Annotated in this window: 13 protein-coding genes and 1 tRNA gene; 8 read left to right on the forward strand and 6 right to left on the reverse strand. The window is 68.1% G+C overall.

The genetic code is table 11. The features are described from left to right. Window positions 1-34 precede the first annotated feature (34 nt). From H9532_RS02690 to recA, 4 genes are all read left to right on the forward strand, one after another. Window positions 35-1,708 carry an AAA family ATPase gene (locus H9532_RS02690; RefSeq protein ID WP_296365574.1) on the forward strand — a complete coding sequence of 558 codons (1,674 nt, stop codon included), beginning with the start codon at window positions 35-37 and terminating at the stop codon, window positions 1,706-1,708. Window positions 1,709-1,815: 107 nt separating this feature from the next. Next, window positions 1,816-1,887, forward strand: a tRNA-Gln gene (locus H9532_RS02695). Between the two features lie 19 nt (window positions 1,888-1,906). Further along, window positions 1,907-2,659, forward strand: coding sequence for an HAD family hydrolase (locus H9532_RS02700; protein ID WP_296365576.1), 753 nt, complete (start codon window positions 1,907-1,909; stop codon window positions 2,657-2,659). 156 nt (window positions 2,660-2,815) lie between these two features. After that, a complete protein-coding gene (recA, locus tag H9532_RS02705) occupies window positions 2,816-3,955 on the forward strand; it encodes a recombinase RecA (RefSeq protein ID WP_296365579.1) in 1,140 nt (379 codons plus the stop codon). A gap of 82 nt (window positions 3,956-4,037) precedes the next feature. On the opposite strand, the gene H9532_RS02710 is transcribed toward recA, so the two are convergent. From H9532_RS02710 to H9532_RS02720, 3 genes are all read right to left on the reverse strand, one after another. Then, complete coding sequence (locus tag H9532_RS02710; RefSeq protein ID WP_296365580.1) at window positions 4,038-4,376, reverse strand: DUF1815 family protein; 339 nt, start codon at window positions 4,374-4,376, stop codon at window positions 4,038-4,040. A gap of 114 nt (window positions 4,377-4,490) precedes the next feature. After that, complete coding sequence (locus tag H9532_RS02715) at window positions 4,491-4,736, reverse strand: DUF2839 domain-containing protein (RefSeq protein ID WP_296365582.1); 246 nt, start codon at window positions 4,734-4,736, stop codon at window positions 4,491-4,493. 36 nt (window positions 4,737-4,772) lie between these two features. Continuing rightward, complete coding sequence (locus tag H9532_RS02720; protein WP_296365583.1) at window positions 4,773-6,206, reverse strand: helicase; 1,434 nt, start codon at window positions 6,204-6,206, stop codon at window positions 4,773-4,775. 41 nt (window positions 6,207-6,247) lie between these two features. Between H9532_RS02720 and H9532_RS02725 the strand changes: the two genes are divergently transcribed. After that, on the forward strand, window positions 6,248-7,138 hold the full coding sequence (locus H9532_RS02725; RefSeq protein ID WP_296365585.1) for a prephenate/arogenate dehydrogenase: 891 nt from the start codon (window positions 6,248-6,250) through the stop codon (window positions 7,136-7,138). Window positions 7,139-7,175: 37 nt separating this feature from the next. Here H9532_RS02725 and crtD read toward each other — a convergent pair whose 3' ends face one another. Then, window positions 7,176-8,678: a C-3',4' desaturase CrtD gene (crtD, locus tag H9532_RS02730; RefSeq protein ID WP_296365587.1), complete on the reverse strand. Its 1,503-nt coding sequence runs from the start codon at window positions 8,676-8,678 to the stop codon at window positions 7,176-7,178. Between the two features lie 36 nt (window positions 8,679-8,714). Between crtD and H9532_RS02735 the strand changes: the two genes are divergently transcribed. Further along, on the forward strand, window positions 8,715-9,617 hold the full coding sequence (locus H9532_RS02735) for a fructosamine kinase family protein (RefSeq protein ID WP_296365589.1): 903 nt from the start codon (window positions 8,715-8,717) through the stop codon (window positions 9,615-9,617). Between the two features lie 9 nt (window positions 9,618-9,626). Here the strand turns inward: H9532_RS02735 and H9532_RS02740 are convergent, their stop codons facing one another. After that, entirely contained in the window at window positions 9,627-9,992 is a 366-nt protein-coding gene (locus tag H9532_RS02740) for a CAAD domain-containing protein (protein ID WP_296365591.1), read from the reverse strand. A gap of 41 nt (window positions 9,993-10,033) precedes the next feature. On the opposite strand from H9532_RS02740, the gene H9532_RS02745 reads away from it, so the two are divergent. Both H9532_RS02745 and moeB read left to right on the forward strand, forming a co-directional pair. Further along, on the forward strand, window positions 10,034-10,543 hold the full coding sequence (locus tag H9532_RS02745) for a M67 family metallopeptidase (protein WP_296365592.1): 510 nt from the start codon (window positions 10,034-10,036) through the stop codon (window positions 10,541-10,543). A 27-nt stretch (window positions 10,544-10,570) separates the two neighbouring features. Then, complete coding sequence (gene moeB, locus H9532_RS02750; RefSeq protein WP_296365594.1) at window positions 10,571-11,743, forward strand: molybdopterin-synthase adenylyltransferase MoeB; 1,173 nt, start codon at window positions 10,571-10,573, stop codon at window positions 11,741-11,743. 57 nt (window positions 11,744-11,800) lie between these two features. Here moeB and H9532_RS02755 read toward each other — a convergent pair whose 3' ends face one another. Next, complete coding sequence (locus H9532_RS02755; protein WP_296365597.1) at window positions 11,801-13,012, reverse strand: cob(I)yrinic acid a,c-diamide adenosyltransferase; 1,212 nt, start codon at window positions 13,010-13,012, stop codon at window positions 11,801-11,803. Between the last annotated feature and the right edge of the window lie 70 nt (window positions 13,013-13,082).

Below are 13,082 nucleotides of genomic sequence, written 5' to 3' on the forward strand. Positions count from 1 at the left end.
AATGCCGGCGCGTCCGCCGGTTCCGCCCCCTGTGATGGTTTCCGCTCCGATCACCCCCCAGCGCATCACCGACGATCTCGATCGCCTGCTGGAGGTGTTGCCCGATGCCGTGCGGGAGGCACTTGCGCCGCCTGAGGCGCGCGAGCAGCTGCTGGAAGTGGTGCTCGATCTGGGCCGAGTGCCGGAGGCCCGCTACCCCGGGCGGGCGGTGAGCCTCGGGGAGGCGGTGGTGGAACGGGCCGACCTGACCGCGGTGGTGGAGCAACTGGGGGCCTTTGGCGGCGACAACCGCGCCGGCATCGAGCGCACCCTGCACCGCATCAGCGCCATCCGCAACCGCACCGGCACGATCGTGGGGCTCACCTGCCGGGTGGGGCGTGCCGTGTTCGGCACGGTGGCCATGGTGCGGGATCTGATGGATTCCGGGCAGTCGCTGCTGCTGATGGGCCGCCCGGGCGTGGGCAAAACCACCGCCCTGCGCGAGATCGCCCGGGTGCTGGCCGATGAGCTCGGCAAACGGGTGGTGGTGATCGACACCAGCAACGAGATCGCCGGCGACGGCGACATCCCTCATCCCGCCATCGGCCGCGCCCGGCGCATGCAGGTAGCCCGGCCGGAACTGCAGCACCACGTGATGATCGAAGCGGTGGAAAACCACATGCCCGAGGTCATCGTGATCGATGAAATCGGCACCGAATTAGAGGCCCAGGCGGCCCGCACCATCGCCGAGCGCGGCGTGATGCTCGTGGCCACGGCCCACGGCAACGAGCTCGCCAACCTGGTGAAGAACCCCACGCTCAGCGACCTGGTGGGAGGCATCGAATCGGTGACCCTCGGTGATGAGGAGGCGCGGCGGCGGCGCAGCCAAAAAACCGTGCTGGAGCGTGCCGCCGAGCCCACCTTCCCCCTCGCGGTGGAAATGCACAGCCGCCACCGCTGGCTGGTGCATCGCGATGTGGCCCGCACCGTGGATCTACTGCTGCGTGGTCAGTTGCCGCGGCCGCAGGTACGCGAACTCGATGGCGACGGCAGGCTGCACCTGCAGGAGCCGAGCCCGCCCCAGGCCCTCAGTCGACCGGCCCCTCCTGCGGCAGACCGCGCCGCGGGCCAACGCCGCCACCCGAACCTGGTGCCCGTGCCCCTGCCGGATCCGGTGGCACCGGCCCAACCCGCCGCCAGCAGCGACGACGGGGGCGACAGCGACACCCCCCAGGGACCGCTGCTGCTCTTCGGGGTTGGCGTCAGTGCGCTGCTACTGGAGCAAGCGATCCGCAGCCGCCGCCTGCCGGTGCAATGCGTGGAATCGGTGGAGGAGGCCGATGTGGTGCTGGCCCTGCGCCAACAGTTGGGTCAGCATCCCGAGCTGCGGCGCCGGGCCCAGCAGGCCGGTGTGCCGATCCTGGTGATCAAGGCCGACACCCTGCCCCAGGTGCAACGGGGCCTGGAGCGACTGCTGCAGCGGCGCGAACCCGCCGATATCCCCGAAGCCGAGCCCGCACGCAGCGGTCCCGACGACGATCTGGCGGCGCTGGAGGAGTGCCGCTTGGCCGTGGAGCAGCTGGTGCTGGCCAAGGGGCAACCGGTGGAGTTGCTGCCCCGCAGCGAGCGGGTGCGGCGCCTCCAGGCGGAGCTGGCGGCGCACTATCAGCTGGCCTCAGCGGAGTTCGGCAGCGGCCGCCAGCAGCGGCTCCGCATCTTTCCCCGCTGAGGGCAGAGGTGAGATTGGCGGCCGAGATTGACGAAGGTCGACCCGCTGTGGGTAACTATCTGAGTGCTCGCACAGCAGCGCTCCTGCGACTGATCTGAGCGACTCATTGGGCCGTCGCCAAGTGGTAAGGCAGCGGGTTTTGGTCCCGCCATTCCTAGGTTCGAATCCTAGCGGCCCAGTTTTGAAGCAAATCCAGCTATGGCTGAAGCGCCGCTGCTGGTGTTCGATTTCGATGGCGTGCTCGTGGATGGCATGGCCGAGTACTGGTGGAGCGCCCGGCGGGCGGCCCTGGCCCTGCGCCCAGAGCGGCAGCTGCCTGAACAAGCACCTGCAGGTTTCAGCCAACTGCGCCCCCTGATCCACAAGGGCTGGGAGATGGTGCTGGCCGCCCTGGAACTCTCCAGGGCCGAGCTCAACCTGCCGGCCTATCTGGCCGATTACAACCATCACCTGCAGTCCGCCCTGCAGCGCTGGCACCTGGAGCCGCAAGCCCTGCAGCTAGCGCTCGAGCAACTGCGGGCCGAGGCGATCCAGGCAGACCCAGACGCCTGGCTGGCGCTGCACCATCCCTACCCAGGCGTGATCCAGCGGCTGGAGGCCTTGGAGGCCGAAGGCAGCCCCTGGCGGGTGCTCACCACCAAGGGGGGAGCCTTTGCGCGGCAGCTCCTGGAGGCCTACGGGTTGCAGCCCGAAGCGGTAGATGGCCATGAGCAGGGCAGCAAACCGGAAGTGCTGCTGCAGCTGAGCCAAAACCAAACGCGCCCCATCTGGTTCGTGGAGGACCGCCGCCCCACTCTGGAGAGCGTGCGCGCCACACCAGGACTGGAGGGCGTGCGCTGCTTCCTGGTGGCGTGGGGCTACCTCGCTCCGGGGGACCTGGAACAGCTGCCGGCTGGCATCAGCCCGCTGCAGCCCGAACAGTTCGCAGCACCCCTGGCGAGCTGGCCCTGATCCGCTAGCGTACGCCTGTACTACAGCCAGGTGAAGCCGGCAGCGGTGAAACATCTGGCGCCTGCGGTGGCACTTCTGTTGATGAGGTCGCCCAGGATGAGCCCGGTTCCGCCGGCTCCCTGCACCGCGGCCTGCCCCCATCGCTGAATCGCAGACATGCCAGCCGACACCAAAACCAGCAGCACCGCCGCTGGCGCAGCCAACAACGGCGCCGCCAACCCCGAGCGCGACAAGGCCCTGGGCCTCGTGCTCAACCAGATCGAACGCAACTTCGGCAAGGGCTCGATCATGCGCCTGGGGGATGCCTCGCGCATGCGGATCGAAACCAGCCCCACCGGCGCCCTCACCCTCGACCTGGCGCTCGGCGGCGGTTACCCCAAGGGCCGCGTGGTGGAGATCTACGGCCCGGAGAGCTCCGGTAAAACCACCCTCACCCTGCACGCCATTGCCGAAGTGCAGCGCCGCGGCGGCGTCGCCGCCTTCGTGGATGCGGAACACGCCCTTGATCCGGTGTATGCCGCCGCCTTGGGCGTTGATATCGAAAATCTGCTGGTCTCCCAGCCCGATACCGGCGAGATGGCGCTGGAGATCGTGGATCAGCTGGTGCGCTCCGCCGCTGTCGACATCGTGGTGGTCGACTCGGTGGCCGCCCTCACCCCCCGCGCTGAGATCGAAGGCGAGATGGGCGATCTGGCCGTGGGCAGCCAGGCCCGCCTGATGAGCCAGGCGATGCGCAAGATCACCGGCAACATCGGTAAATCCGGCTGCACCGTGATCTTCCTCAACCAGCTGCGCCAGAAGATCGGCGTGACCTACGGCAACCCCGAAACCACCACCGGCGGTAATGCCCTCAAGTTCTATGCCTCGGTGCGCCTCGATATCCGCCGCATCCAGACCCTCAAGCGCGGCACCGAGGAATACGGCATCCGCGCCAAGGTGAAGGTGGCCAAGAACAAAGTGGCGCCTCCCTTCCGCATCGCCGAGTTCGACATCTTGTTCGGCCGCGGCATCAGCACCGTGGGCTGCCTGCTGGATCTGGCCGAGGAAAACGGCGTGGTGGTTCGCAAGGGCGCCTGGTACAGCTACGAGGGCGACAACATCGGCCAGGGCCGCGACAACACGATCACCTGGCTGGAGCAGAACCCCGAGCCCAAGGAACAGATTGAGCGCCAGGTGCGCGAGAAGCTCAGCGAAACCAGCGACTCACTCAAGCCGGTGGCTGCAGCGGCCGCTCGCCTGGCCGCCACTGGCAGCGCCGCCAGCACCAGCGAGGAGGCCGTGCCGGCCGCCAGCTGAACCCAGCGGGGAGCTGGCGGCCGGCCAGCGCAACAAAAACCCCCGCCTTGCGGCGGGGGCGGGCCAAGCGATGGATCGCGCCTCAAGCGCTGATCGTGGCGGCGACGGGGGCCGAGGGGGTCTGCAACGCAGCGGCGACGCGCTCGAGCTCCTGGATGGCCTCAGCACCTTCGAACTTCACCAGCTCGTGGCCATTGCGGGATTCCACCCAGCTGATGCCGTAATCCGACACGAGAAAACGCACCATGTGACCCTCGCCAAGATCGGCCACAAACGAGGCACCGTGACCATCACGGTCGTCGCCGCAGACATAGCAGGTTGCGGCAAATCCCTGTTGCTGCAGACCATCAGCGAGAGCGCGAAGGCTCATCACCAGGTCTTCAACAACCGATCGGTAGTGCTCAGCCAGACGCGCGAACATGGGCGCAGAGCATTGAATCCACCGATCCTAAGCTTTTCTTCAGGTTTGCGTGGGTAGGAATACTCAGGCCTGCGGGTGCGTCACCGTTCGCAAACCTGTCGGCAGTCGCCGGGATCAGCCGTCCGCCAGGGTCCACCAACCGACTGCAGGGCCAATAAAGCGAACAATCACCCAGAACAGCACCAGAGCGCCGATCCCAACCCAGGCACCGCGGGTGGTGATCTGCACAAATTGTTCGCCCTGGCGCTGGGTGAGCGGCAGCCACGGGGCCAGGCGCGGTGAGGTATCGGCGGGCTTGGCCTTGGCCGATTTGGGACGTGGGGGCAATCCCTGGTCAGCGCGGCGCTTGGCCTCTCCCATCGAGCCGGTTCACAACAGCGCCCCAGGCTAAGGGGCTCAATCCGGCCGCAAACGGGTGAGCGCCACCCAGGGCTCCAGGGCCTGCAACACCGTGCGCCCCCATCCCCTGCGGCGCATGCGCCCATCCAGCACGGCCAAGCGGCCGCTGTTGCGGCGCACGCCGGCCACCGCCAACTGCAATCGCTGCAGGGCTTCCGGCAGCAGCAGCTCCCGGAACCAGTCCCGCCCCCGCAGGCGCAGCGCCGCCACCCGAGCGGCCGTGAGCGGATCCTCGAGGCTGGCGATCGGCAAGGTCGCCGCCACCAGCTGAGCCGGCAGCGGCAGGCGGCACTGGTGCTCCAGCCACCAAGGCCAGCTGCAACAGATCACACCATTGCTCTCCGGCGCGGTGAGCTCATGCCCGACGCGCGAGCCGAATTCAGCGGCCAGGGCGCTGGTGAGCCGCAGCCGCAGACCGTCGTCATCAACGAGCACCACCGTGAGGCCGCTCTGGCCGAGCACGAGCCGGCGGCACTGATCGAGCAGATGGGTGTCGTAGTGGGGGGCATTCGGCAGGGGCTGGCCCTGGGGCGCAAACAGGGGCAAGGGGTCCAGCAACGGCGGATCCGCCAGGGTCAACTGCACCTGCGGAGAGAAGCCCAGCACCGGGCCTTGGGCTTCGGGCCAGGGCCCCACCAGCACCACGCCGCGCGCCTGCAGCAGGCCCGGCAGTTCAGCCAGGGGCTGGAGCGGCTGGCGATGCCACTGCCACTGCAGCACGGTGGGGTTCACCTGAGCCCAGCTGGTCCAGCCTTCGCCGGCACACTCCAGCCAGCGGGGCCAGGGATCGGGCAGCGGTCCGAGAACGGCGAGCAACTGCCGCAGCGGCGCCTCCTCCTCCGGTGCAATCGCCACCTGCTGATGGGGACCGCAGGGGCGAGCCAACAGCCGCCGGCTGAGGCGTTCATGCAGCTGCAGCAAACTCGCCGCAGCCGAGGGCAAGCTGCGGCGCAACTGCTCCCAGTGGCCTGTGTCGATCACCACAGCGAGGGCCTGGCGCAGCAGCGGCTCCAGCAGCTCTCCCTCCGGCACCACCAGCTGGTGATCCGCCAGCGACCCACTGCGCCAAGCCAGAACCAGTTGCTCATGCGAGAGCAGCCAGAGCTGACCTGAGGGAGGGGGCTGCTGGCCTTCCCAGCAGGCCAGGCTGAGCCCCACGGCCTCCAGCCTCGGCAATTCCACCTGGAGCAGCCGCTGCCGCAACACCGGGCTCACCAGCATCGCCACGCGCTGGGGTTGCAGAGCCAGTGGCACCAGCAGGCCAAGCAGCCAGCTGGGATCGCTGCCTGGGGCCAGGCGGATCAGGGTTTGATCGGCGCGGCGCAGACTGCGGGCCACCAACCGGCTCAAGGTGAGGTGGTGAGGCCAGCGCGGTTCACCGGCCTGGCGGAGCAGGGCCTTGAGTTGGTGGTGGGCCCGCGCTTCCAGCATCGTGAAATCGTAGGAAGCTGGCCTGAAGCCACTGTTCAGAGATGACATCCAGCCAAGGGGAGTCCGCCCAGGGTCCGGGCGCCCTGCGCGAGCGGCCGGTGGGACTGGTGGGGCTGGGATTGATTGGTGGTTCGCTGGGACTGGATCTGCAAGCCGCCGGCCTGGAGGTGCGGGCCCTGGTGCATCGGGCGAGCACGGCGGAGCGCGCGCGGGAGCGGCAGCTGGCCCAGCGGATCGACACCGATCCCGGCGTGCTGCAGGGCTGTGGCCTGATCGTGCTGGCCTTACCCCTCGATCGGCTGCTCGATCCAGCGGCGGAGCTGCTGGCGGCACTTCCCCCGGATGCGGTGATCACCGATGTGGGCTCGGTGAAGCAGCCGGTGCTGGAGCGCTGGCAGCCGCTGCATCCACGCTTCGTGGCCAGCCATCCGATGGCCGGCACAGCCGAGGCCGGTGTGGAGGCGGGCCTGGCAGGCCTGTTTGCCGGGCGCCCCTGGGTGGCCACACCCAGCAGCAGCACCGACCCGGCTGCTCTAGCGCTGGTGCAGGAGCTGGCTGCCGTGGTGCAGGCGCAGTGGCTCTGCTGTGAGGCGGCCGCCCACGACCGGGCCGTGGCGCTGATCTCCCACATGCCGGTGCTGGTGAGCGCCGCGCTCTTGGAGGCGGCGGAGCAGGGCGGCCACGCCGCCGGTGCCGACACCCTGGTGCGGCAGCTGGCCTCCAGCGGCTTTGCCGACACCAGCCGCATCGGCGGCGGCAACCCCGAGCTCGGAGCGCTGATGGCGCGCTGCAACCGCAGCGCCGTGCTGCAGGCAATCGAGCACTACCGCCAGCAACTGGCCGAGCTGGAAACCCTGGTAGAGCTGCAATCCTGGCCAGCCCTGCAGCAGCGGCTGGAGCACTGCCAGGCCCTGCGGCCGGAATTTCTCTGAGCGTGCAGCCCCAGCACTCCCATGCAGCAAACCGCGGCTAACCCGCCAGCTGCAGGTCGCGACCATGCGCAGCGAGCAGCTGCCGGCAGGCGGTGAAGGCCGAGAGGCTCACCCCCGCGGTGCCCTCACCCGGATAGATCGCATCACCGCAGAGCCACAAACCCTTCAGCGGCGTGCGGCTGGCCAGGCCGAAGGGGCCAAAACGGCTCGGGTGCTGCCCCAGCCCCCCCACAAACCCGAACGGTCGGCCAGTCCAGCCGGCGAAGCCGCGCGGGGTGGCCAGCTCCACATGCAGGAACTGCTCCGGGCGCAGTCCCAGCAACTGCTGCAACCCCGCCTGCATCCCTGCCAGCGCCTGTTGCTTGCGCTGTTGATAGTGCGGTTCGGGTCCTTCAAACCAGGGCCTGGCCGCCGTGAACACGCTGGCAATCACCGTGGCCTGACCTGCGGGGGCGCGGCCGTCGCCCTCGGCACTGATCGACACGAACAGGTTGCCAGGATCCCCCCACTCGAGCTGGGCATGCAGCCCCAGATGGGAGGGCAGGCAGCCGCGCGGCACAGCGCCGTAGAGCACCAGGGCACCGGAGGGGTCGGGGAACGCCTCGATCCGCTGGCGATAGCCCTGGGGCAGGCTGTCGCCCAGCAGATCCGGCAGCAGCTGGGGCGGCAGGGTATTCACCACCTGCTCGGCCTCCAGCGCAAACGGCCGCTGGCCGGCCACCATGCCCTCCAGCCGCCAGCCGCCTGCCACAGGCGTGAGGCTCTGGAGGCGATGGCGCAGCCGCAGCCTGCCGCCGGCCTGAGCCAACGCCTGCTCCAGGGCATTGCTGAGCATCTGCATCGAGCCCTGCAGGTGCCACAGCCCCAGCGGCGCCTGGGCCATGGCCAGCACCGTGGCGCCGTAGAGCGCAGCGGTGCGATCGGCGGGCTCCTGGGAATACAGCTTCAGCTGCAGATCGAGAAAGCGCCGCAGGCGCTGATCGCTGGCGCAGCCGCAGAGACTGAGTAAGTCAGCCACCGTGGCGCCCACCAGCACACCGCTGGCCAGGCTGGCCGGCCCCACAGCCCCCAGCAACTGGCGCAGATCCCAGAGGCTGCGTGGGGGGAGGACCGGATCACGGCCGGCGAACGCCCAGTTGCTCTGGTGCAGCCAGGCGCAGAGCTGCCAGAAGCGTTCACTTCCGGGAAACTGTCGCTGCCGTTCCTGCTGCCAGCGCGCCGGATCTCGCCAGAGCGCAATGGGTGCTGCGTCGCCGGCCAGCTGCACGCTGCAACCCGGATCGAGCGGTGTGGCCTGCGGTAGAGGCAAGCCGAAATGGCGGAACAGGCGCTGGTGGATCCCGCCCAGCTCAAACCCCGCCACCTGGGTGGCACCCACATCAAAGGTGTACGGCCCGCGGCGAAAGGTGCCGGCACAGCCCCCCGTCTGGCTGTGAGCCTCCAGCAGCTCCACCTGCAGCCCCTCGGCGGCGAGCAAGGCCGCAGCGGTGAGGCCGGCGATGCCGCCCCCCACCACCGCCACATCACAACGGCTCAACATCCCGGCATGCTGGCAGCGCACGCGTCGGGATCGGCCATGCAGAAGCAGGTGATGGCGCGCTGGTTGGCGGAGCAGGGGCTGGAGCTGGCTGCGATGCAACCGGTGGGTGGTGGCTGCATCCACCGCGCCTGGCGGCTGGAGCTGAGCGATGGCAGCCAGCGTTTTGCCAAAACCAATCACGCCGCGCTGTTGCCGGTGCTGGAGGCAGAGGCCGATGGCCTGGCCGCCCTGAGCGCAGCCGTGCAGCTGGATCCAACGGCTGCGCCACTCCCGACGATTCCCAAACCACTGGCCCTAGCGGAACTCGAAGGTGAGGCCGTACTGCTGCTGAGCTGGCTGGAGCTGGGTGGCGGCAGCCAGCAGGGCTGGAGGGAGCTGGGCCAAGGCCTCGCCCGACTGCACCGCGCCAGCCTGGGCAGCGGCGATGGACGCTTCGGCTGGCACCAGAGCAACTACATCGGCTCCGGCCCGCAACACAACGGCTGGCACCGCAGCTGGGCAGCGTTCTTCAGCGACCAGCGCCTGGGGGTGCAACTAGAGCTGGCCGCAGCCGCTGGACGGGCCCTGCCCAAGGCAAAGGCCCTGCTGGAGCAGGTGCCCCATTGGCTGGCTGAGCATGAGCCTGAGGCCTGCCTGGTGCATGGCGATCTGTGGAGCGGCAACGCCGGGCTGTTGATCGGCGGCGGCTGCGCCCTGTTTGATCCGGCGGTGTCTCGCGCAGATCGCGAGGTGGATCTGGCGATGGCACGCCTCTTCGGCGGGTTCCCGGCAGCTTTCTTCGAGGGCTACGAGCGGGAGTGGCCTTTACCTGCCGGACACCGTCAACGGGTGGAGTTGTACAACCTGTACCACTTGCTCAATCACGCCAACCTCTTCGGCGGCGGATACTGGCAGCAAAGTGCTGCCAGTATCGAGGCGCTGCTGCGCCACTGGAGCTGAGCGATCAGCTCAGCCCAGGTATTCCTTACGCAGGCTCTGCACCTTGGTGATCACCGCCGAGCGCTTGTCGCTGGTGGTCAGGTTCTGCCAGCTCCACTGGCCCACCACCACCAGGCCCAGCAGCTCCAGCAGGCCGGGCACCACGGGCAGGAGGTTGATGGTGTCGATCACGCCCTTGATCAGCACCTGGGCAACGATCACCACCACGAGCACGCCCACACCCTTGCCGATGCGGCCCATCTGGCTCCAATCGACCTTGTCGAGGGTTTCGTTCACCTTGCTGAGCACCTCGCTGTAGCGCTCACTGAAGCTGGCGCCGGACTCCTCTGCAGCAGGGCTGACCTGATCCTTGAGGTCGGGGGTCTCGACGGTCATCGGCCAGGTCGTGAATTATTACTTCGCCATAAGGTATCCGGGTGCGTGCACCAACGCCAGAGCGACTGCAGTTCGATGGGCATTGCCTGATCGTTCTGGAACGCACGCTGCTGGTGGCAGAGCCGGAGGAAGGCTGTGCCCTGCTGCTGGGTGCTCGCGATGGTTCAACCCTGCGCGTGCAGTGGATCTGGCCCTGCCGGAACGTGTGGCAGCCCACGCAGGAACGGCCACAACGCTTCAGCCTCGACCCGCGTGAGCAGCTGCTGGCCCAGCGCTGGTGCCGCAGCCGCGGCCTCACCGTGCTCGGCGCTGCCCACAGCCACCCCAGCAGCGAAGCTGTGCCCTCCCGCACCGATCGAGCGTTGTGCGTGGGGCCAACGCTGATGCTGATCCGCAGCGGCCTCCTGCTAGAGGGGGCGGCCCTGCGCGCCTGGTGGATCCCAGACGCAGACCCTGACGCGGCCCACGACTGCGATGCACTCCCGCCTCCCATCGAGCTACTGATCTCGGGGGGAGCTGCAACGGCGAGGGCCGGGCATTTGGGAGAGTAGGGAGCTGGACAGCGTTTCGCTCGCCCCATGCTTCCCCCCGACACCACCGGCATCGAGCTCAGCCCCGATGAGGTGGCCCGCTTTGCGCGCCACCTGATCCTGCCGGAAGTGGGCATGGAGGGGCAGAAGCGCCTCAAGGCCTCTTCGGTGCTCTGCGTCGGCACCGGCGGCCTGGGCTCACCCCTCCTGCTCTATCTCGCCGCCGCCGGCGTGGGCCGCATCGGCATCGTGGATTTCGATGTGGTGGACCACTCCAACCTGCAGCGGCAGGTGATCCACGGCACCAGCTGGGTGGGCAAGCCCAAGATCGAATCGGCCAAGGCGCGGATCCTCGAGATCAACCCTCACTGCCAGGTGGATCTCTACGAAACGGCACTCACCAGCGAAAACGCTCTCGAGATCGTCCGGCCTTACGACATCGTCTGCGACGGCACGGATAACTTCCCCACCCGCTACCTGGTGAACGACGCCTGCGTGCTGCTGGGGAAGCCCAACGTGTACGGCTCGATCTTCCGCTTTGAAGGCCAGGCCACGGTGTTCAACCTGGATGCCGAAAGCCCCAACTACCGCGACCTCTTCCCCGAGCCGCCGCCGCCGGGCATGGTGCCCTCCTGCGCCGAAGGCGGTGTGGTGGGTGTACTGCCCGGAATCATCGGCGTGATCCAGGCCACCGAAGCGGTGAAGATCATCACCGGCATCGGCACCACCCTCAGCGGCCGCCTGCTGCTGTTCGATGCCCTGGGCATGAAGTTCCGCGAGCTGAAGCTGCGGCCCAACCCCGAACGCCCGGTGATCGACAAACTGATCGACTACCAGGAGTTCTGCGGCGTGGGCGGCAGCGCTCCGGGCCAGGAGGAAGCCGGCGCTGTGGACAACATCAGCGTCAGCGAGCTGAAGGGGCTGCTCGACGGCGACACCAGCGGCCTGGTGCTGATCGACGTGCGCAACCCGCCCGAAGCGGAGATCGCCGTGATCCCCGGCGCCACGCTCATCCCCCTCGATCAAATTGAAAACGGCACTGCCGTGGATCGGGTGAAGGAGCTGGCTGCCGGCAAAACCCTCTACGTGCACTGCAAGCTGGGGGGCCGCAGCGCCAAGGCCCTGATCGCCCTCAAGCGTCACGGCATCGAGGGCATCAACGTGGCCGGCGGCATCGACGCCTGGAGTCAGGAGGTGGACAGCTCGGTGCCTCGCTACTGAGCGAGATCGATCACTGCTCTTCCGCCCGGGCTCAGGCCCGGGCTTTTTGCTGGCAGCTCAGTAATCCACGCCGCGCTTGAGATCCACACCCCGCTCGGCGTAGTGCTTGTGGCACACCATCTCCGAGTGCACGCTGGCGAGATCGAAATAGGCGGGCGGGTTCTTGCAGCGGCCCGTGAGGATGACCTCGGTTTCGGAGGGCTTACGCAGCAGCGTCTGCACGATCGGCTCCACCGGCAGCAGCTCCAGATCCACGGTGGGGTTGATCTCATCAAGGATCACCGTTTTGTAGAGGCCGCTGGAGATGGCGGCACGGGCAATCTCCCAGGCCCGCTCTGCTTCCACGTAATCGATCGGCTGCTGCTGGCCGCGCCACACAATCGCGTCACGGCCGGAGCGCAGGTGATCCACCAGGTGGGGATAGCTCTCGCGCAGGGCGGCAATCGCCGCGTCTTCGGTGTAGCCACTGCCGCCCTTCAACCACTGCAGGATCAGCACGCGATGGCTCTTGTCTTGCGAGATGCCGCGGCCGATGGCCTGCAGGGCCTTGCCCAGGGCACTGGTGGATTTGCCTTTGCCCTCACCGGTGTACACCTCGATGCCTTCCAAACCGGCAGGCGGATGCTCAAGGCCATCAGCATCGAATTCCGCGGCCGTGGCTGCATCGAGGCGACGATGGGCCCGCATCTCGGAGTGGAGATCAGCGATCTGCACCAGGGAACGCGGGGCGCCGCGGCCGGTGACGATCACCTCCATGCCGGCGGGTTTGGCCGCCAGGGTGCGCACCACGTCGTCGGTGTCGAGCAGGCCCAGATCGAGCACTGGATTGAGCTCATCGAGCACCACCACCGAATAGAGCTCGCTGGCGATGGCGCCCTTGGCGATGGTCCAGCCGCGCTGGGCCTCCTGAATATCGATGCGGGTGACTTCGCCTGCCCCGAAAAATTCACCGCGACCGGTGCGCACCTGATCGATCAGGTGGGGGAAACCCTGCTGCAGCGCCTCAATCGCGGCGTCTTCGTCGTAAGCGCGGCCGGGCCCCTTGAGGAAACGCAACAGCAGCACGCGGGTTTGCTTTTGCTCGCAGATGCCCAAGCCGATGGTGCGCAGCACCACACCAAGCGCCGCCTGGCTTTTGCCCTTGCCCTCGCCGTCGTACACGTGCAGCTGGCCGTGGCTGCGTTCACTGCTGCCGGCGGCGGTGCGAATGCCGATGCCTCGGCCCGTGCCGCGGCTGGTTGTGGTGGCGGAGGTTGCCTGCGGGGCCATGGCCAAGCCACTTACCGTCGGACTCTAACGAGGGCGTCCGGAAGGCCACCCACCTCGGTTTGCAGCGCTG

Source organism: Vulcanococcus sp. Clear-D1 (assembly GCF_014654725.1).
Classification (GTDB): domain Bacteria; phylum Cyanobacteriota; class Cyanobacteriia; order PCC-6307; family Cyanobiaceae; genus Vulcanococcus.

Bases quoted from the DNA above. Each gene is read 5' to 3' on its own strand.
- H9532_RS02690 (WP_296365574.1), top strand. From the start codon at position 35: ATGGTTTCCGCTCCGATCACCCCCCAGCGCATCACCGACGATCTCGAT.
- H9532_RS02700 (WP_296365576.1), top strand. From the start codon at position 1,907: ATGGCTGAAGCGCCGCTGCTGGTGTTCGATTTCGATGGCGTGCTCGTG.
- recA (WP_296365579.1), top strand. From the start codon at position 2,816: ATGCCAGCCGACACCAAAACCAGCAGCACCGCCGCTGGCGCAGCCAAC.
- H9532_RS02710 (WP_296365580.1), bottom strand. From the start codon at position 4,376: ATGTTCGCGCGTCTGGCTGAGCACTACCGATCGGTTGTTGAAGACCTG.
- H9532_RS02715 (WP_296365582.1), bottom strand. From the start codon at position 4,736: ATGGGAGAGGCCAAGCGCCGCGCTGACCAGGGATTGCCCCCACGTCCC.
- H9532_RS02720 (WP_296365583.1), bottom strand. From the start codon at position 6,206: ATGCTGGAAGCGCGGGCCCACCACCAACTCAAGGCCCTGCTCCGCCAG.
- H9532_RS02725 (WP_296365585.1), top strand. From the start codon at position 6,248: ATGACATCCAGCCAAGGGGAGTCCGCCCAGGGTCCGGGCGCCCTGCGC.
- crtD (WP_296365587.1), bottom strand. From the start codon at position 8,678: ATGTTGAGCCGTTGTGATGTGGCGGTGGTGGGGGGCGGCATCGCCGGC.
- H9532_RS02735 (WP_296365589.1), top strand. From the start codon at position 8,715: ATGCAGAAGCAGGTGATGGCGCGCTGGTTGGCGGAGCAGGGGCTGGAG.
- H9532_RS02740 (WP_296365591.1), bottom strand. From the start codon at position 9,992: ATGACCGTCGAGACCCCCGACCTCAAGGATCAGGTCAGCCCTGCTGCA.
- moeB (WP_296365594.1), top strand. From the start codon at position 10,571: ATGCTTCCCCCCGACACCACCGGCATCGAGCTCAGCCCCGATGAGGTG.
- H9532_RS02755 (WP_296365597.1), bottom strand. From the start codon at position 13,012: ATGGCCCCGCAGGCAACCTCCGCCACCACAACCAGCCGCGGCACGGGC.